The sequence below is a fragment of the Ruegeria sp. YTSC003 genome, from assembly GCF_059609785.1.
Genome location: NZ_JBXWMK010000009.1, coordinates 38,072 through 57,123, shown reverse-complemented (window position 1 = coordinate 57,123; position 19,052 = coordinate 38,072). Strand labels below are relative to the sequence as shown.

The 19,052-nt window shown below is 56.0% G+C and carries 18 protein-coding genes; 7 read left to right on the top strand and 11 right to left on the bottom strand.

Annotated elements, in window-relative coordinates; translation table 11 throughout:
- Positions 1 to 67: 67 nt before the first annotated feature.
- Together AC2FFH_RS16535 and msrA are read left to right on the top strand one after the other, a co-directional pair.
- The gene (locus tag AC2FFH_RS16535) at positions 68 to 349 is read left to right on the top strand and encodes an SCP2 sterol-binding domain-containing protein (RefSeq protein WP_496739263.1); all 282 of its coding nucleotides are present in this window, start codon (positions 68 to 70) and stop codon (positions 347 to 349) included.
- 98 nt (positions 350 to 447) lie between these two features.
- Positions 448 to 1,119 carry a peptide-methionine (S)-S-oxide reductase MsrA gene (gene msrA, locus AC2FFH_RS16530; RefSeq protein ID WP_496766002.1) on the top strand — a complete coding sequence of 224 codons (672 nt, stop codon included), beginning with the start codon at positions 448 to 450 and terminating at the stop codon, positions 1,117 to 1,119.
- On the opposite strand, the gene AC2FFH_RS16525 is transcribed toward msrA, so the two are convergent.
- Both AC2FFH_RS16525 and AC2FFH_RS16520 read right to left on the bottom strand, forming a co-directional pair.
- Positions 1,116 to 1,988, bottom strand: a complete 873-nt coding sequence (locus AC2FFH_RS16525) for a ribokinase (RefSeq protein WP_496766004.1) — start codon at positions 1,986 to 1,988, stop codon at positions 1,116 to 1,118. The genes msrA and AC2FFH_RS16525 overlap by 4 nt on opposite strands.
- Before the next feature lie 3 nt (positions 1,989 to 1,991).
- Positions 1,992 to 4,247, bottom strand: a complete 2,256-nt coding sequence (locus AC2FFH_RS16520) for an NADP-dependent malic enzyme (RefSeq protein ID WP_472722505.1) — start codon at positions 4,245 to 4,247, stop codon at positions 1,992 to 1,994.
- Between the two features lie 161 nt (positions 4,248 to 4,408).
- Here AC2FFH_RS16520 and mutS point away from each other — a divergent pair, with 161 nt between their 5' ends.
- Complete coding sequence (gene mutS, locus AC2FFH_RS16515) at positions 4,409 to 7,024, top strand: DNA mismatch repair protein MutS (protein WP_496844905.1); 2,616 nt, start codon at positions 4,409 to 4,411, stop codon at positions 7,022 to 7,024.
- Positions 7,025 to 7,082: 58 nt separating this feature from the next.
- On the opposite strand, the gene AC2FFH_RS16510 is transcribed toward mutS, so the two are convergent.
- Positions 7,083 to 7,646 carry a nucleotide exchange factor GrpE gene (locus AC2FFH_RS16510; protein ID WP_496766006.1) on the bottom strand — a complete coding sequence of 188 codons (564 nt, stop codon included), beginning with the start codon at positions 7,644 to 7,646 and terminating at the stop codon, positions 7,083 to 7,085.
- Between the two features lie 10 nt (positions 7,647 to 7,656).
- Entirely contained in the window at positions 7,657 to 8,721 is a 1,065-nt protein-coding gene (gene hrcA, locus AC2FFH_RS16505; RefSeq protein ID WP_282170592.1) for a heat-inducible transcriptional repressor HrcA, read from the bottom strand.
- 112 nt (positions 8,722 to 8,833) lie between these two features.
- Between hrcA and rph the strand changes: the two genes are divergently transcribed.
- From rph to AC2FFH_RS16485, 4 genes are read left to right on the top strand one after another with little or no spacing between them, the layout of a single operon-like run.
- The gene (gene rph / locus AC2FFH_RS16500) at positions 8,834 to 9,547 is read left to right on the top strand and encodes a ribonuclease PH (protein WP_058279370.1); all 714 of its coding nucleotides are present in this window, start codon (positions 8,834 to 8,836) and stop codon (positions 9,545 to 9,547) included.
- Positions 9,544 to 10,158 (top strand): RdgB/HAM1 family non-canonical purine NTP pyrophosphatase, encoded by a 615-nt coding sequence (gene rdgB / locus AC2FFH_RS16495; protein WP_282170591.1) that lies wholly within the window; start codon positions 9,544 to 9,546, stop codon positions 10,156 to 10,158. Before rph ends, rdgB begins: the two co-directional genes overlap by 4 nt.
- On the top strand, positions 10,151 to 11,302 hold the full coding sequence (gene hemW / locus AC2FFH_RS16490; RefSeq protein ID WP_496844904.1) for a radical SAM family heme chaperone HemW: 1,152 nt from the start codon (positions 10,151 to 10,153) through the stop codon (positions 11,300 to 11,302). The genes rdgB and hemW overlap by 8 nt, the downstream gene beginning before the upstream one ends.
- A 3-nt stretch (positions 11,303 to 11,305) precedes the next feature.
- The gene (locus AC2FFH_RS16485; protein WP_058279262.1) at positions 11,306 to 11,659 is read left to right on the top strand and encodes a YbaN family protein; all 354 of its coding nucleotides are present in this window, start codon (positions 11,306 to 11,308) and stop codon (positions 11,657 to 11,659) included.
- Here AC2FFH_RS16485 and AC2FFH_RS16480 read toward each other — a convergent pair.
- From AC2FFH_RS16480 to AC2FFH_RS16450, 7 genes are all read right to left on the bottom strand, one after another.
- Entirely contained in the window at positions 11,649 to 12,545 is an 897-nt protein-coding gene (locus AC2FFH_RS16480) for a ParB/RepB/Spo0J family partition protein (RefSeq protein WP_496766009.1), read from the bottom strand. The genes AC2FFH_RS16485 and AC2FFH_RS16480 overlap by 11 nt on opposite strands.
- Positions 12,546 to 12,565: 20 nt before the next feature.
- On the bottom strand, positions 12,566 to 13,369 hold the full coding sequence (locus tag AC2FFH_RS16475) for a ParA family protein (protein ID WP_496739272.1): 804 nt from the start codon (positions 13,367 to 13,369) through the stop codon (positions 12,566 to 12,568).
- Positions 13,362 to 13,976 (bottom strand): 16S rRNA (guanine(527)-N(7))-methyltransferase RsmG, encoded by a 615-nt coding sequence (gene rsmG / locus AC2FFH_RS16470; RefSeq protein WP_496766011.1) that lies wholly within the window; start codon positions 13,974 to 13,976, stop codon positions 13,362 to 13,364. The genes AC2FFH_RS16475 and rsmG overlap by 8 nt, the downstream gene beginning before the upstream one ends.
- Entirely contained in the window at positions 13,973 to 15,841 is a 1,869-nt protein-coding gene (mnmG, locus tag AC2FFH_RS16465; protein WP_496766014.1) for a tRNA uridine-5-carboxymethylaminomethyl(34) synthesis enzyme MnmG, read from the bottom strand. The genes rsmG and mnmG overlap by 4 nt, the downstream gene beginning before the upstream one ends.
- A 12-nt stretch (positions 15,842 to 15,853) precedes the next feature.
- Complete coding sequence (mnmE, locus tag AC2FFH_RS16460; protein ID WP_496844834.1) at positions 15,854 to 17,140, bottom strand: tRNA uridine-5-carboxymethylaminomethyl(34) synthesis GTPase MnmE; 1,287 nt, start codon at positions 17,138 to 17,140, stop codon at positions 15,854 to 15,856.
- A gap of 30 nt (positions 17,141 to 17,170) precedes the next feature.
- Positions 17,171 to 18,442 carry a transcription termination factor Rho gene (gene rho, locus AC2FFH_RS16455; RefSeq protein ID WP_496726283.1) on the bottom strand — a complete coding sequence of 424 codons (1,272 nt, stop codon included), beginning with the start codon at positions 18,440 to 18,442 and terminating at the stop codon, positions 17,171 to 17,173.
- A 122-nt stretch (positions 18,443 to 18,564) separates the two neighbouring features.
- Positions 18,565 to 19,014: a CopD family protein gene (locus AC2FFH_RS16450; RefSeq protein WP_496726284.1), complete on the bottom strand. Its 450-nt coding sequence runs from the start codon at positions 19,012 to 19,014 to the stop codon at positions 18,565 to 18,567.
- Positions 19,015 to 19,052: the final 38 nt, after the last annotated feature.

Genomic DNA, 19,052 nt, shown 5'->3' with positions numbered 1-19,052 from the left:
AGTAGCGTCACCCTTGCCTGCTTTGCCTGTTTGTCTTTACGCAAAGGTCAACAGGAAAGGGTACACCATGCTTCAGGACATCGCTGACGGAATTCAAAAAGGCCTGAATGGCAAGTCATTTGACGGCTCTCTTAAGTTCGATTGCGGTGATGACGGGGTGATCGTGCTGATCGACAATCAAGCGACGACGCAAGATCAGGATGCAGACTGTACAATACGAATTTCACAGGAAAATCTGGCCAAACTGCTGACCGGCAAGCTGAACCCGATGACCGGTGTGGCATTGGGCAAGCTCAAGATCTCGGGCAATATGGGTGTGGCGATGAAACTTGGACAGTTGCTGGGGTAAGCGCCGATAAACTCGTCTCACCAGCGCGTGACAAACCATGTCAGCGGATTGCAACCGTAGAAAAGTCGGGGCAGCCTGATCTCAGAAGGAGATCTGCCATGACCCGGACCGCATACCTCTGTTTCGTTAAACCGTCGCTTCTGTTTGTCCTGATCACACTGGCTGCGATGTTGCGCGCCCTGCCCGCACCAGCTGCCGGCACCGAAACCCTGACCGTCGCCGGAGGGTGTTTTTGGTGTGTTGAATCCGATTTTGAATCGGTTCCCGGCGTGATTGGCGCCGTATCCGGCTTTACCGGCGGCAAGACAGCCAATCCGACTTATGACCAAGTAACCAAAGGCGGTACTGGCCATTACGAGGCTGTTCAGATCACCTTCGACCCTGCGCGGGTTTCCCGTGAAACGTTGCTGAGCATGTTTTTCCGTTCCGTTGATCCAACCGACGCAGGCGGCCAGTTCTGTGATCGCGGCAACAGCTATCGCACTGCTGTTTTTGTCTCTAACACAGGCGAAAAGGCATTGGCGCAGAGAGCCAAAGCCAATGCGCAGCAAGCGTTGGGTCAAACCGTAGTCACGCCCATCTTGAACGCGGGCGCCTTTTACCCAGCCGAAGCCTACCATCAGGATTACTACAAGGGCGACAAGCTGGTGTTCACCCGCTTTGGTCCGAAACGCCAGAAAAACGCATACAAAGCCTACCGCAAAGCCTGCGGTCGGGACGCCCGGGTCAAACAGCTGTGGGGCGGCAACGCGCCATTCGCCGGATCCTAACCGAACCGGGCCTCAAGCACCTCTTTGAGGTCGGGAATAACATCAGCCGTACCGTGCCGCGTGACCATCAGGGCCGCGGCACGATTTGCTTGTGCAATCGCCTGCGGCATCGGCAACCCGCGGTCCATTCCGGCCAGAACGTAACCGGTGAAGGTATCCCCTGCGCCGGTCGTGTCCACGGCTTTCACCTTGTGTGCCGAAATCTCAAGCACGTCGCCATCTTTGGGTAGATAGCGCGCGCCCTTGGACCCCAACGTGACCAGAACATGCTTGACGGGCAATTCAGCGACGGATTGCCCCGTACTTTCACGCAGCTGTTCTGCTTCGACCTCATTCAGGATCAGGAAGCCCAGATAGGGCAGCACCGCCTGTACGGCATCAGCCTGAAACGGCGCTGCGGCATAGCAGACGGTCAGTCCCAGATCACGGCCCATGCGGGCGGCCTCGACCTGGGCGTTGGTTTCGTTCTGCATGACCAGCAGATCGCCGGGAACAGCCTGCGATAACGCCTGTGCTAGCTGATCCTGCTCGATGGCGTGGTTCGCGCCGGGATACAGAATGATCTGGTTCTCACCCTGCTCGTCCACCGCAATGATCGCGTGACCTGTGGGCACCTCAGCCTCGGCGATGAACCGGGTGTCGACGCCGTATTCAGTCATACGGTCCCGCGCCCAGCGCCCGTCAGATCCCACGCCGCCGATATGCGCCACACGCGATCCGGCACGCGCTGCTGCAACGGACATGTTAGCCCCTTTGCCGCCCAGAAACCGCTCCAAGTTCGAAGCGGCCAGGGTTTCACCGGCTGTGGGCAGATGCGGCAGGGCATAGACCATGTCCGCATTAATTGAGCCAAGGTTCCAGATCGTCATGGCTTATCCAATATCGCACGAGGCCAGAATGGCCATGTTCAGAATGTCATTTGCTGTCGAGCCAGTCGAACAGATCTGAATCGGCTTATCGACACCAGTCAGGATCGGGCCAATGACGTTCGCGCCGCCCATCTCTTGCATCAGCTTGGTCGAGATTGAGGCCGAATGCCGTGCGGGTACAATCAAGATGTTGGCCGGGCCCGTAAGACGCGAGAAGGGATAAGCCTCTTGCTGTTCCACGTTCAGCGCCACATCCACGGTCATCTCGCCATCATATTCGAAATCGACGCCGCGCTTATCCAGAATCTCGGGCGCTACGTGCATTTTCTCAGCCCGCTCAGATACCGGATAGCCGAAGGTGGAAAAGCTGACAAAGGCAACGCGTGGGTCCAGCCCCAAATGCCGCGCGACCGAGGCCGAGCGTTCGGCGATATTGGCCAGATCATGCTCATCCGGCCATTCATGGACCAGCGTGTCACCAATCAAAACGATCTTACCCTTGTGCAACAGCGCCGTTACACCAACGGCCCCATGTTCGGCATCAGCGTCAAACACATGATTGATGCGTTCCAGCACATGTGCCGATTTCCGCGTTGCACCGGTGACCATGCCATCGGCGTGGCCATGCGCCAGCATCAAGCAAGAGAACACATGGCGATCCCGCGCGGCCAGACGATGGATATCCTTGCGATCAAAGCCACTGCGCTGCAGACGCTTGTAAAGGAAATCCTTATAGGCTTCGAGATGCGTGGTTGTGGAGGCGTTAATCACCTCCAACTCGCGCACCGCGTCCTCCAGACCGGCGGCTTCCAGCTTTTCCTTCACATCGTCTGGACGACCAACAACCAGCGCCTTGCCAAAGCCCGATCGCTGATACATCACCGCCGCGCGCAAGACGCGTGGATCATCGCCTTCGGCAAAGATCATCCGGCTTTGCGCCTGACGTGCACGGGCGTTCAGGCCACGCAGGATGCTGGCGGTCGGGTCCATGCGGGATTTCAGGCTCAGCTCATAGGCGTCCATATCAATGATCGGGCGGCGGGCTGCCCCAGTGTCCATCCCGGCCCTTGCCACGGCAGGTGGAATACGGTGGATCAGGCGCGGGTCAAACGGCGTCGGAATAATGTAGTCCCGGCCAAAGGTCAGAGATTTGCCATAGGCCATGGCAACCTCATCCGGCACATCCTCGCGCGCCAGATTGGCCAGTGCATGGGCGCAAGCGATCTTCATCTCGTCATTGATAGCGCGGGCGTGAATGTCCAGCGCGCCGCGAAACAGGTAAGGGAAACCCAGAACGTTGTTCACCTGGTTCGGGTAATCGCTGCGCCCGGTGGCGACGATGGCATCAACACGAACCTCATGCGCCTCTTCTGGCGTAATCTCCGGGTCCGGGTTCGCCATGGCGAAAATCACCGGGTTGTCTGCCATGCTGGCAACCATATCCTGCGTCACTGCCCCTTTGACCGACACACCAAGGAATACGTCCGCGCCCTTCATCGCCTCTTCCAATGTGCGCAACTCGGTGGTGATCGCGTGGGCCGATTTCCACTGGTTCATGCCCTCGGTTCGGCCTTGGTAGATCACGCCCTTGGTGTCGCAGACGATGCAGTTTTCGTGTTTTGCGCCCATCGACTTGAGAAGCTCGATACAGGCGATACCCGCCGCACCCGCGCCGTTCAGCACGATTTTCACGTCTTCGATCTTTTTGCCCGAGATACGCAGCGCGTTCAGCAGACCCGCCGCACAGATCACCGCCGTGCCGTGTTGGTCGTCGTGGAAGACGGGGATGTCCATCTCTTCCTTCAGGCGCTGTTCGATGATGAAACACTCGGGCGCCTTGATGTCTTCCAGGTTGATACCGCCAAAGGTCGGTCCCATCAGACGCACGGCGCGGCAGAATTCGTCCGGGTCTTCGGTATCCAGTTCGATATCGATCGAGTTCACATCGGCGAACCGTTTGAACAGGACTGATTTCCCCTCCATCACCGGCTTCGAACCCAGCGCGCCAAGATTTCCAAGGCCCAGAACCGCCGTGCCGTTCGAGATCACCGCAACCAGATTGCCCTTGTTGGTGTAGTCGTAAGCAGTCTCTGGGTTTTCGGCGATAGCTTCACATGGAACAGCGACACCGGGGCTATAAGCCAGCGACAGATCGCGTTGCGTCGTCATGGGAACGGTGGCCTGAACCTCCCACTTGCCGGGTGTCGGGTCGAGGTGAAAGGCCAGCGCCTCTTCTTTGGTGATCTTCGCTTTGGGCATGTGATGGGTCGTTTCTTTACATCTGCGGGACTTTTGCCTCATAGCGCAGGCAGGCGCGCGCCTCAACGAGAATACTTTTCACCTTTCGTCGAGATGGGTGGATTTGTAAGGTCGCGACCGGAATACGCCAAAAGGGGTCAGCCTTGTCCACAGTCACGCCGATGATGGCGCAATATCTCGAAATCAAAGAGGCGCATGCCGATGCCTTGCTGTTTTACCGCATGGGCGACTTTTACGAGATGTTCTTTCAGGACGCCGTCAACGCCGCCGAAGCGCTGGACATCGCCTTGACCAAACGCGGAAAGCATAACGACACCGACATTCCGATGTGCGGCGTACCGGTCCAAGCGGCTGAAGGGTATCTGCTGACGCTGATCCGGAAAGGGTTTCGCGTGGCCGTCTGCGAACAGATGGAAAGCCCGGCTGAAGCGAAAAAAAGAGGCTCTAAATCGGTCGTAAAGCGCGATGTTGTGCGCCTCGTAACGCCTGGCACTTTGACCGAAGATGCCCTGCTTGAGGCTCGCCGCCACAACTTCTTGGCCGCCTATGCCGAGGTTCGCGATGAGGCCGCGCTGGCTTGGGCCGATATCTCAACTGGCGCATTTCACGTGATGCCTTTGACCTCAGTGCGCCTCAGTCCCGAACTGGCCCGGCTGGCTCCTTCCGAGTTGATCGTGGCCGATGGTGTGCAGGACAAACTGAACGAACCCGTTATGGATCTGGGTATCTCGCTGACTCCGATCGGGCGTGCCAGCTTCGACAGCACTGCGGCGGAAAAGCGCATATGCGGGCTGTTTCACGTGGGCGCACTGGACGCATTTGGCAGTTTCGGCCGGGCTGAGATTTCCGCCATGGGCGCACTGATCGACTATCTGGAAATCACGCAAAAAGGCAAACTGCCGCTTCTGCAAACCCCATTGAAAGAATCCGAGGACCGCGTCGTTCAGATCGACGCCGCCACACGGCGCAATCTAGAACTGACCCGATCCCTGTCCGGCGGCCGCGCTGGTTCGCTGCTATCTGTGATGGATCGCACCGTCACACCGGGTGGTGCACGACTGTTGGACCAACGGCTTTCGAGCCCATCCCGCAATCTGGACGTCATCCACGGGCGGCTGGATGCTGTAACTTTTGCGGCCGACGACAGCCTGATCACATCAGACCTGCGCGAGGCTTTGCGCAAAACCCCGGATCTGGACCGGGCGCTGTCCCGCCTGTCACTGGATCGGGGTGGCCCGCGGGATCTGACCGCCATTCGCAACGGTCTGACACAGGCCGCCGCAATCGCTGAGCTCTGCGCAGGTCGAGACCTGCCGGTTCTTTTAGCCACCGCCCTGCAAAATCTGGTCGGATTTGACGACCTGCTGAGCCTGCTTGACCAAGCGCTTGTGGCCGAACCTCCATTGCTGGCCCGGGACGGCGGGTTCATCGCCCCGGGTTATGATGCCGAACTGGACGAAGCCCGCACCCTACGCGACGAAGGTCGTTCCGTCATTGCCGGGTTTCAGCAGAAATATGCGGAACACACCGGCATCACGTCACTGAAGATCAAGCATAATAATGTGCTGGGCTATTTCATCGAAACTACGGCCACCCATGCCGAGAAAATGCTGAACCCACCATTTTCTGAGACCTATATCCACCGTCAAACAACCGCCAACCAGGTCCGGTTCACGACCGTGGAGCTGTCCGAGATCGAGACCCGCATTCTAAACGCCGGAAACTTGGCGCTTGAGATCGAAAAACGGCTCTATGCAACGCTTTCTGGCGAAATTCTGGATAAGGCCGCACGTCTCAACCAAGCAGCGCGCGGTTTGGCTGAACTGGATCTGACCACTGCTCTGGCCGATCTGGCGCGTGGTGAAAACTGGTGTCGCCCGCAAGTTGATGCCTCACGCGCGTTCGATGTTCAGGGCGGAAGACACCCGGTGGTCGAACAGGCATTGCGCCAGCAAAACGGCGACGCCTTCATCGCCAATGATTGCGATCTCAGTGCTGACAAAGGCGCGGCGATCTGGCTGCTGACAGGTCCCAACATGGCCGGTAAATCGACCTTCCTACGCCAGAATGCCCTGATTGCCCTGCTTGCCCAGATGGGCAGTTACGTGCCTGCGGAACAGGCGCATGTCGGGCTAGTCAGCCAACTGTTCAGCCGCGTCGGAGCGTCGGATGATTTGGCTCGCGGACGCTCGACCTTTATGGTCGAAATGGTCGAAACCGCCGCCATCCTCAATCAGGCTGATGACCGCGCTCTTGTTATTCTTGATGAAATCGGTCGCGGTACGGCCACCTATGATGGCCTCTCCATCGCCTGGGCCACGCTGGAACATCTGCACGCCTCCAACAAATGTCGCGCCCTGTTCGCAACCCATTACCATGAACTCACCGCACTTGCCGGCAAACTGGAAGGCGTGGAAAACGCCACCGTTGCTGTCAAAGAATGGGAAGGCGAAGTGATCTTCCTGCACGAAGTTCACAAAGGCGCGGCTGACAGGTCCTACGGTGTGCAGGTCGCCCAATTGGCAGGACTGCCCGCCTCGGTCGTTGAACGTGCCCGTATCGTTCTGGATCAACTTGAAAAAACCGAACGCGAAGGGGGGAAGCAAAAGACCCTGATCGACGATCTGCCTTTGTTTTCGGCCGCCCCGCCACCGCCACCACCAGCGCCCAAAGCTTCTCCAGTAACCGACATGCTGAACGATATTCTGCCGGATGAGCTTACCCCGCGCGAAGCACTCGACCTGATCTACAAACTGAAAGAGGCGGCCAAAACCTGACCGCCCCTTCACCTTTTCAAAAATACTCTCGCCCAAGGCTTGGCTTCAACGAAGCCAATTAACTTGCCGGAGTAGACGACACCCCAACCTGCGCCGGCCGCAGCAGGCGATCATGCAACATGAAGCCTTCTGCGGACACCTGTATTATGTCACCTGCACGGGTACCCGGCACCGGGGCCTCGAACATCGCTTCATGCACGTTGGGATCAAACCGGTCGCCAACTTCGGGCGTGATCACTTCCATCCCATGCTTTTGGAACACGTCCTTCAGCGCACGCATGGTCAGTTCCACGCCTTCCAGAAGGGGTCCTGCCACTTCTTTCTGCTCATCGGTCGCGGCTTCAAGCGCACGTTTCATGTTGTCGTAAACCGGCAGCATGTCGCGGGCCAGTTTCGATCCGCCATATTGTTCCGCATCGCGGCGCGCCCGGTCACCCCGCTTGCGCGCGTTTTCCGCATCCGCCAGCGCGCGCATGAACTTGTCTTTGAAATCATCCCGCTCAGCACGCAGCGCATCAAGTTCCAGCGCTTCTTGACTGATCTCGGCAAATTCCTCGGCCAGCTCTTCCGCCTCGGCGGCTGCGATATCGTCCAGAAATTCTTCGTTTTTGGGCTCTGCCATCTCTTACCCTCTAGCTCCGGTCGGAAATCAGTTTGCCGACCAGTTGCGCCGTATAATCCACGATCGGCACGATCCGCCCATAATTCAGACGAGTGGGTCCGATGACCCCAACCGCACCAATTATCTTTCGATCAGCGTTCATATATGGAGACACCACCAAAGAGGAACCCGAAAGTGAGAAAAGTTTGTTCTCTGAGCCGATAAAAATGCGCACACCCTCGCCTTCTTCGGTCAATTCGAGGAATTCAGCAATGTCTTGCTTTCGCTCCAGGTCGTCAAACAACGTTCGGATTCGGTCCAATTCCTCGGCTTCGCCTGGCTCCCCCAGCAGATTCGCCCGCCCGCGCACGATCAAACGGGCCGAGTCTGTCCCGTCCCCATCCCAGGCCGCCATGCCGCTTTCGACCATCTCGCGCGCCAATACATCAATTTCCTGCCTGCGCGCGGTAATCTGGGTCTGCATCTGACGCAGCACTTCGCTGAGCGTTCGTCCTTCGATCAGAGAGTTCAGAAAGTTCGCCGCCTCGCGCATCGAACTGGGTGTCTGTCCCGGCGGAGGCGTAAATAGCCGGTTTTCCACATGCCCGTCCGCAAAAACCAGAACCACCAAAGCGCGGTCATGGGCCAGCGAGACGAACTCAATATGCTTGATCTCGGACTCTTGCTTGGGGGTAAGAACCAGCGATGCGCCATGTGTCACGTGTGACAAGGCCGAACCAACTCGGTCCAGCATCCCGCCCACATCACCCGCGTTAGAGCCTAGTGTTTCATCCAACTTCTGCCGATCGTCTACACCAAGATCACCCACTTCCAGCAACCCATCGACGAACATCCGCAGACCCATCTGCGTGGGCACCCGGCCTGCACTGACATGCGGGCTGTCGAGAAGACCCAAAAATTCGAGATCCTGCATTACATTGCGTACGGTGGCGGCGCTGACCTTTTCCGACAATGTGCGGGTCAGCGAGCGGCTTCCGACCGGTTCGCCGCTGTCCAGATAGCTCTCGACGATCAACCGGAACACCTCGCGTGACCGGTCATTCATTTCGTCCAGAACTCTACTTGCTTTGCTCATCGGCAATCCTCTGCTGGATCGGCATTAAATCGCAGACATCTGAAAGGTCAATCGGGGTTGCATCCTAAGGCACGGGGACGTTATCCCCAACCCAGCAAACAAAGGATTTTCCATGCGACCCTCAGGACGAGATTTAAGCGAAATGCGCGCCGTTTCAATCGAAACGGGGTTTACCAAACATGCCGAAGGTTCCTGCCTGATCAAAATAGGCGATACCCATGTCCTGTGCACCGCCACGATTGAGGATCGCGTGCCACCGTTCATCAAAGGCTCGGGCCTGGGATGGGTTACTGCCGAATACGGTATGTTGCCCCGCGCAACAAACACCCGCATGCGGCGCGAGGCGGCCAGTGGCAAGCAAGGCGGCCGTACAGTAGAAATTCAACGCCTGATCGGTCGTTCGCTACGCGCAGGCGTGGATCGGGTTGCGTTAGGTGAGCGTCAGATCACCGTGGACTGCGATGTTATCCAGGCTGATGGCGGCACCCGCTGCGCCTCGATCACAGGTGGTTGGGTGGCGCTGCGTCTAGCCGTGAACAAACTGATGAAAACCGGTGACGTCATTTCCGACCCGCTGGTCGATCCCGTCGCGGCCGTATCCTGCGGCATCTACGCGGGCCAACCTGTCCTGGACCTGGACTATCCCGAAGACAGCGAAGCTGGTGTTGACGGTAACTTCATCATGACCGGATCAGGCAAACTGATCGAAGTGCAGATGAGCGCCGAAGGCTCTGTTTTCAGCCGTGATCAAATGAACCAGCTGATGGATCTGGCAGAAAAAGGCGTGGGTGAGCTGGTTGCGGCCCAAAAGGCAGCCACCGCATGACCCGCAAGTTCGACGGCGACAGGCTGCTGGTGGCCACGCACAACAAAGGCAAGCTTGAGGAGATGACCCATCTCCTTGAGGCCTTCGGCGTGAAGGTTGTTGGCGCGGCAGAGATGAACCTGCCGGAACCGGAAGAAACCGAAGATACATTCGTCGGTAACGCCCGGATCAAGGCCCATGCGGCGGCACAAGCTACCGGCCTGCCTGCCCTGTCGGACGATTCCGGAATCACGATCGACGCGCTGGACGGCGCGCCCGGTGTCTACACCGCCGATTGGGCAGAAACCGGCAATGGCCGCGATTTCCTGATGGCGATGACCCGCGCACATGATGAGCTCGAGGCCGCACAGGCGCCTCATCCCCGCACTGCACAATTTCGCTGCACGCTGGTCCTGGCCTGGCCTGATGGTCATGACGAAGTGTTTGAAGGCGTCATGCCCGGTCAGCTTGTCTGGCCCATCCGTGGGGAAAACGGCTTCGGTTATGACCCGATGTTCCAACCGGACGGGCACGATGTGACCTGTGCGGAAATGGTTCCGGCGGAAAAACACAAAATCAGCCATCGCGGACGCGCCGTAAATGCCTTTGTTCAAGGCTGTTTCGGTGGATGACTGGCGGCATGGAGGTTTCGGCCTCTATGTGCACTGGCCTTTTTGCGAGGCTAAGTGCCCCTATTGCGATTTCAACAGCCATGTTTCAAAAAATATTGATCAAAAACAATGGCTTAAAGCTTATTTAGCTGAACTGCACCGCTCGGCATCTGAAACCCCAGATCGGGTTTTAAGCACGATCTTCTTTGGTGGCGGCACGCCGTCCCTTATGGCACCAGAAACGGTGGCAGCCATTATCGACGAGGCGCGCAAGCTTTGGCGCCCTGCAAATGACATGGAAGTCACGCTTGAGGCCAACCCCGGATCGGTCGAGGCAGGCCGGTTTGCCGCCTATCGCGATGCAGGCGTGAACCGAGTTTCCATGGGCGTTCAGGCCCTGAATGACGAGGACCTGCGCCGATTGGGTCGTATCCACACGGTCGCCGAGGCCCGCGCCGCATTTGATATCGCCCGCGACTGCTTTGACCGCGTCAGCTTTGACATGATTTACGCACGTCAGCATCAAACCCCGAAGGCCTGGCAAGCAGAACTGACCGAGGCGCTGTCGATGGCCATCGATCACCTCTCGCTCTATCAATTGACGATTGAGGAAGGCACCGCCTTTGGGGACCGGTATGCAGTTGGTAAGCTGCGTGGACTGCCCAAGGATGACCACGCCGCCGACATGTATCTGGCCACACAAGAGATCTGCGAAGCCCACGGCCTGCCCGCCTATGAGGTTTCCAACCATGCCCGTCCGGGGGCAGAATCCCGGCACAACTTGATCTATTGGCGTTACGGAGATTACGTCGGTGTCGGACCCGGCGCGCACGGGCGTATTACGCTGGACGGCCAGAAGATAGCGACAGAGACCTATCTGTCACCCAACGCCTGGCTCAGTGCTGTTGAAAAAGGAAACGGCGAGAAAGAAAGATCATTGCTATCTACGCAAGATCAGGCAAGTGAATACCTTATGATGGGTATGAGAATTTCTGAAGGACTAGATGTTGATCGTTTCAATGCACTTTCCGATCTCACACTGCCAGAAAACAAACTGAGAGACCTGGAAGAGCTGGGTATGATACACCGATCAAACGGCCGATTGATCGCCACCAAAGATGGTCGCGCAGTCCTGAATGCGGTCATTCGAGAGTTATTGGGATAAACGATGCAGTACCTCTGGGCCGCAATGGGATTGATCTGCGTCGGGTTGGCTGTTGTCGGCATTGTGTTGCCGCTGCTGCCGACGGTCCCGTTTCTTTTGCTGGCCGCGTTCTTTTTTGCCCGATCTTCCTCCCGACTGCACACTTGGCTGGTCAGTCATGGAACCTTCGGGCCGATGATCTTGGATTGGCAACGCTCGGGCGCCATTCGTCCGGCCGCAAAAAAGGCGGCCACCCTGTCGGTTGCCGCCGTTTTTGGATTGTCTGTCGTTCTTGCGCTTCCAAGCCACGTCCTGATCATTCAGGCAGTTGTCCTTAGCGGGGTTATGATTTTTATCTGGACCCGCCCTAACGGCTGAGCTTGGCGCAAAGATCGTCCAATTGATCAAGGTTTTCGTAGGTCAGCACGACCTGCCCCGTTTCCGATCCCGCTTTGTGGTTGATGGCTACTTTCATCGCCAGAATGGCCGAAAGATCCTTCTCCAACGCGCGCGTATCCGCATCCTTGCCAGCATTCAGATTTCTGGACCGCGGCGCCGCCTGAGGAGCATCCCCCTGCTGTTGTTTTTTCACCAGCGCTTCAGTCGCACGCACGCTCAGCCCGTCCTTGACGACGATCTTCGCCAGCTCAGAGGGGTCTTCAGCTGTGATCAGCGCCCGGGCATGACCGGCAGACAGTTTTCCTTCAACAACAAGCTTCTGAACGTCCATCGGCAACGACAGCAAACGCAAAAGGTTCGCAATATGGCTGCGGCTTTTACCCAACGCTTCGGCCAGCTTTTCCTGTGTATGGCCAAAACGATCCATCAACTGCTTGTAACCCGCAGCCTCTTCGACAGCATTCAGGTCTGCGCGTTGAATATTCTCGATAATGGCGACTTCCAGAACTTCGGTGTCGTCAAAATCCCGCACGATAACCGGGATATCATGCAGCTGCGCCATCTGAGCCGCACGCCAGCGGCGTTCGCCTGCCACGATTTCATAGTCGCCGCCGCGAACCTCACGCACGATCAGCGGCTGAATGATGCCCTTTTCCTTGACCGAGGCCGCAAGTTCATCCAATCGCTCTTGCTGAAAGGTTCTGCGTGGCTGGTTCGGGTTCGCGCGCAGTTTTTCAATCGGGACTTTCATATCCGGACGGCGCGGGTCTGTGGGCATAAGCCCCCCGCTATCCTGCGTCACATCCGCCATCAAAGCGGAAAGTCCCCGGCCCAAACCTCTGGGTTTTGTTTTTTTGGCGGCCACGGTGCCCTCCTCACTGTCGCTTAGGCGGCGACTTTCTTGTTCTTGTGCATGACTTCCCGGGCCAGGTGCCGGTAAGCCATCGCCCCCAGTGATCCCGAGTCGTATTGCAAAACGGGCAACGCGTAAGACGGAGCCTCGCTGACCCGCACATTTCTGGGTATCTTGGTTTTAAATACCATCTCGCCCAGATTGTCACGCGCGTCTTTTTCGACCTGGCGGGACAAGTTGTTGCGGTTGTCATACATGGTCAACACAACACCTTCGATTCTAAGGTCCGGATTCGCGGTTTGGCGCACCTCTCGGATGGTCAGCATTAGTTGCGACAATCCTTCCAACGCAAAGAACTCACTCTGCAACGGCACCAGGACAGAATGTGCAGCGACCATAGCGTTGACAGTCAGAAGATTTAGCGAAGGCGGGCAGTCGATTAGCACAAAATCCAGGTCAAACTTGTCGATTGCGGTTTGACGCAGCGCGTCATGCAACAGATAGCTGCGTTTTTCATTGGATATCAATTCAATATCCGCCGAGCTTAGATCAACCGTCGCCGGGACGACAAGCAACCCCTCGATTTCGGTTTCCTGAACGACCGCCTCTAATGGCGCGTCATCCAGAATCAGGTCATACGTCGTCCAATCCCGATCTTCGACCCCCAATCCGGTGGATGCGTTCCCCTGAGGATCAAGATCAACAACCAGCACTTTGCATCCAGCCTCGGCCAGACCGGCCGCAAGGTTGATCGCTGTTGTGGTTTTCCCAACCCCGCCCTTCTGATTGGCTACCGCAATAATCCGGGGCCCTGAGGGACGAGACAAATCAACCACGTGATACTCCTTTGATTTTAAGGATAACGGCCTGAGGCTCAGTTAAACTTGTAATCGGGTCAACGTCGAAATTCCATTCTTCCTGCGCCTCTTCCAGCTCTTTTTTCCACCTTTCGCCTTTCGGCAACAGCGCCAGCCCCTTTTTGCTCAAATGTCTGTCGCAAAAGGACAATAGCGTAGGAAGATCAGCAAGAGCCCGCGCAGAAAGGATATCAGCGCTCAACGGTTCAACCACTTCGATTCGCTTGGAAACAACAGTGCATTTCGCGCCGCACTCACGTGCAACGTTGCGCAGGAAGGCGGACTTTCGTTGGTCACTTTCAATAAAGGTGAACTGGGCATCTGGTGCGTCTTCAATGGCCATTATGGCACAAACCATCCCGGGGAATCCGCCTCCACTACCCAAATCTACCCAGTTTTTGAATAGGTTTGCGCATCTATAAACTTGTACGGAATCCTTTATGTGCCGAAGCCAGATGTCATCCAAGCTTTTCCGTGAAACAAGATTAATCTTCGGGTTCCACCGCTTCACAAGCTCTACATAGGTTGTGAGACGCTCGAATGTTTCACGTGAAACATCCAAATCATCAATAGTGGTCCCATTCATACCTTGCGGACCTTCTGATCGCGACGAAGCTTAGCCAATAACAACGTCAGTGCCGCAGGGGTAACTCCTTCGACACGCCCCGCCTGTGCAATGTTCTCCGGCTTTGCATTTGAAAGCTTTTGCTTCATTTCAGAAGATAGCCCTTCCATCGCAAAATAGTCGAAACCCCGTGGAATCTCATATGATTCATCGCGTTTCATTGCCTCAACATCTTTTTGTTGCCGGGCAATGTAGTTTGCGTACAAAGCGTCCCGCTCTACTTGCAGACGGATCTCCTCATCAACACTCTCAATCTCGGGCATCAGAGGAACAAGATCACCAAAGTGAACATCCGGGAACGCCAGAATAGCCATCCCGTCCCTGCGGTTTCCATCTTGATTGACATTGATACCAGCTGCTCGAACTTCTTTTGGAGTAAAGGTTTTTTCTGTCAGCTGGGACTTTGCGGCGGACAACCTCTCCATCTTGCTTGAAAACATGCTGCTCCGCTCACCGCCAACACAGCCGATTTCCAGCCCAATTGGCGTAAGGCGCTGGTCTGCATTATCCGCACGTAGTGACAAACGGAATTCTGCGCGTGACGTGAACATGCGATAAGGTTCCACAACACCGCGTGTTGTCAGGTCGTCGATCATCACGCCGATATAACTGTCAGCACGTGTAAAATGCAGCGGTTCCCGGTCAAGCACCTTTAGCGCAGCATTCAACCCCGCAACCAAGCCTTGCGCAGCTGCCTCCTCATATCCTGTGGTTCCGTTTATTTGCCCTGCTAGATATAGTCCTTCGACATCTGGTAGTGCGAGAGTCGATGTCAAAACACGCGGATCCACATAGTCATACTCAATCGCATAACCGGGCTGCAGGATCTCTGCCGCCTCAAGACCTTTGATTGAACGCACATACTCAAGCTGCACGTCCTGAGGTAAAGAGGTCGAAATCCCGTTCGGATAGATCGTGTGATCATCGACACCTTCGGGCTCCAGGAAAATCTGATGTGATTCCTTATCAGCAAATCGTACGATCTTATCCTCGATGGATGGGCAATACCTGGGGCCCACCCCATCAATATGTCCGCCATACATCGCCGATCGAGACAAGTTTTTTTCAATGATTTCGTGCGTCCGTGCGTTTGTATGCGTGATTCCGCAGGAAATCTGTGGGGCAATCACCTTTGTTGACAAGAATGAAAACAAGGTTGGGTCATCATCCCCGTCTTGCTGTTCCAGATCACTCCAATCAATCGTCCGGCCATCCAGCCTCGGCGGTGTTCCTGTTTTCAAACGCCCCAGGGGTAGCTCGAAACTTTCGAGCCGTTCTGCCAATTTGACTGACGGGCGATCACCCATACGACCACCTGGGCGTGATACGTCCCCAATATGAATGACACCACGCAAGAACGTACCGGACGTCAGGATAACCGTTTTACTCTTGATTTCAGAACCGTCAGCAAGTTTCACACCGTAAACTTGGTTCCCTTCCATCAGAAAATCGACAACTTCTCCGGTAACGACGAACAGATTTGGCTGCTTATCCGTCTCTTTCTGCATGGCCGCGCGGTACAGCGCACGATCTGCCTGAGTTCTGGGGCCTTGAACAGCTGGTCCTTTACGTCGATTAAGCAAGCGAAATTGAATTCCGGCCTGATCGGCAACACGTCCCATGACCCCATCCAGGGCATCAATTTCACGGACCAGATGGCCTTTACCCAACCCACCAATTGCCGGGTTGCAGGACATGACGCCTATGTCTGATGCGGACAATGTAACCAGTGCTGTCTTGACGCCCATACGCGCTGCCGCATGCGCGGCTTCGGTGCCCGCGTGTCCCGCGCCAATGACCACTACATCGAAATCTGAATGTTTCACGTGAAACACTCCTTACTTACCCAGGCAAAAACTCGAGAAGATCTCATCCAAAAGATCTTCAACGCCGATTCTGCCAACCAAGGTTTCAAGTGCACGGATTGCCGTGCGCAATTCTTCTGCTGCGATATCATACAAGTCTGGACCTGATTCCAGAACCGCCATGGCAGAACCTAGGGATTCCCGCGATTTGATTAAAGCAACCCGGTGCCTTTCCCGCGTCGCAATACCACTGCTTGTAGTTCGGTTGCTAAGCACATCCGAAATCTGGGAAATGAGTTGATCAATACCCTGCCCGGTTTTTCCGGATATTCCACCCTCAGATAGATCGCGAAGATCAGATTTCGGCAAAACCTGTATATCGCCTTTCACCATTTGAACACCCAGTTCCTTCGGGTCATCTGTCAGGAACACACGCAGATCCGCTGAATCGGCGCGCTTTCTTGCCAGTTCGATTCCCAGGCTTTCAACGTGATCCTCAGTTTCCCGCAATCCTGCGGTGTCCAGCAACGTGACCGGAAGTCCTGCGAGATCCATTCGAACCTCGATCACATCGCGAGTAGTTCCGGCATATTCCGAAGTAATCGCCGCCTCACGCCCTGCCAGAGCGTTTAGCAAGGTTGATTTTCCGGCATTCGGAAGACCAACAATCGCGACTTCAAACCCCGTTCGAATGCGCTCTGCAATCTTTACGCCATCCGCTTCACGTTGCAGATCAGCCATAACGCCGTTCACAAGCGATTTAACCTCGGGCGTGACATCTGTTGGAACATCCTCATCCGCGAAATCAATGACAGCTTCCAGCAAGGATGCAGCACGGATCAGATCGCGTCGCCACCGTTCCGCCAGAAAACCCAAATCACCAGCCAGAATAGTTTGTGCTTGTTTGCGCTGCGCCTCGGTTTCCGCATCAATCAGATCAGCAAGACCTTCGACCTGTGTCAGGTCCATCTTGCCGTTTTCCAGCGCGCGTCTGGTGAACTCACCAGGCTCCGCCAGTCGCAGCTCGTCCATATCGGACAGGCATCGCATCACTGCGTTCACCGAAGCGGTGCTACCATGGATCTGCAGTTCGGCCACGTCTTCACCGGTAAAACTGGCCGGGGCTTGAAAGGTCAGAACCAGCCCGTCATCCAACCGCGCGCCATCGGTGGCGTACAGCGAACGGACCCGCATGCCACGAGACGGCAGCGGACTTCCGGTTAAGCTGGCAGCTGCGGAATGCGCGTCTGGTCCGGAGAGGCGGATGACCGCCACCCCGGCTTTGCCTTGCGCGCTGGCCAAGGCGAATATCGTATCCATTCGAAGGCCTCGCGTCGTTTAAGACCTGTGTCAGGTGTTCATCGAATCGAAGAACTCACCGTTCGTCTTGGTCTGTTTCAACTTGGACAACAGGAACTCGACTGCGTCGGTTGTGCCCATCGGGTTGAGGATACGACGCAAGACGAATGTCTTGGCCAGATCGCCCTTGTCGACCAGCAGATCCTCTTTCCGGGTGCCGGATTTTAGGATGTCGATGGCCGGGAACACGCGCTTATCTGCGATCTTGCGATCCAGAACGATTTCCGAGTTACCGGTGCCTTTGAATTCTTCGAATATAACTTCGTCCATCCGACTGCCGGTGTCGATCAGCGCGGTGGCGATGATGGTCAGCGAGCCACCTTCTTCGATATTACGGGCGGCACCAAAGAACCGTTTGGGCCGTTGCAGAGCATTCGCGTCTACACCACCGGTCAGAACTTTGCCCGATGATGGCACCACAGTGTTGAAGGCCCTACCAAGTCTTGTGATCGAGTCGAGAAGAATAACAACATCTCGTTTATGCTCAACCAAACGCTTGGCCTTTTCGATGACCATCTCAGATACCGCCACGTGGCGAGTTGCGGGTTCGTCGAAGGTTGAAGATACAACTTCACCCTTCACCGAACGCTGCATGTCGGTCACCTCTTCGGGGCGTTCGTCGATCAGCAGAACGATCAAATAGCACTCTGGGTGGTTCTGTTCGATCGAATGCGCGATGTTCTGCAGGATCACCGTTTTACCGGTCCGCGGCGGCGCCACAATCAGCGATCGCTGGCCTTTACCGATCGGGGCCACCAGATCGATCACACGCGCCGACTTGTCCTTGATGGTGGGATCCTCGATCTCCATCTTCAGGCGTTCATCGGGATAGAGCGGCGTCAGGTTGTCAAACGCGATCTTGTGTCTGGCTTTTTCTGGTTCTTCAAAGTTGATCTTGGTGACCTTGATCAGCGCAAAATAACGTTCATTGTCATCAGGCGCTTTGATATCCCCTTCGACCGTATCACCGGTGCGCAAGGCATGTTGGCGGATCATGTCGGGCGAGACATAGATATCATCCGGACCTGGTAAATAGTTTGCCTCGGGCGAGCGCAGAAAGCCGAAGCCGTCTTGCAGCACTTCCAGCACGCCGTCTCCGCCAACGGTCCAGCCTTCATCCGCGCGTTCGCGCAGAATCTGGAACATCATCTCGCCTTTTCGCATGGTCGAGGCGTTTTCGATCTCCAGCTCTTCGGCCATCGCAAGAAGGTCTTTGGGGCTTTTGGCCTTCAGGTCGGCCAGATTCAGGGATTCAGTGGACATGATATATACCTTCGCCGCTGACATTGCGGCACGAAGTGGAATTTCAGTACGGAAGATACGCCGCCCGGACGGGCGTGTTGATCCCTACATAAGCGCGACTGCCCTCGGAGTCAAACAGGCCCTCAGAACTTCACAACGGCCGCCAGAACGATGATAATCATCAGAACGGTCGGAACCTCGTTCATCATGCGAAATTGCCGTCCAGTAAGCTTATTTCGGCCTTCCAAGAAATCCTTACGTCTCGCCATCAGCCAATGATGGAACCAGGTCATACCAATTACGGCAGCACCCTTGATCCAGGGCCAGGACCAATCCCACCCCACGATGCCGGGCGTGAAAACCATGATCAGCCCGCAAAGCCACGCAACATACATCGCAGGGCGCATGATCACACGCAGCAGTTTCTCTTCCATCTCAAAGAAGATGGTTTCTGCGCCTTCGACGTGTTGGGCTTTCTCAACGTGATAGACGTATAGTCTGGGCAAATAGAACAAACCTGCCATCCATGAAATCACAGCCATGATGTGCAATGACTTCACCCACGGGTAAATCGTGAAAAGAAGATCGGTCATTCTGGCTCCGGACTTTGGTTGGAACCCTCCCTAATAAA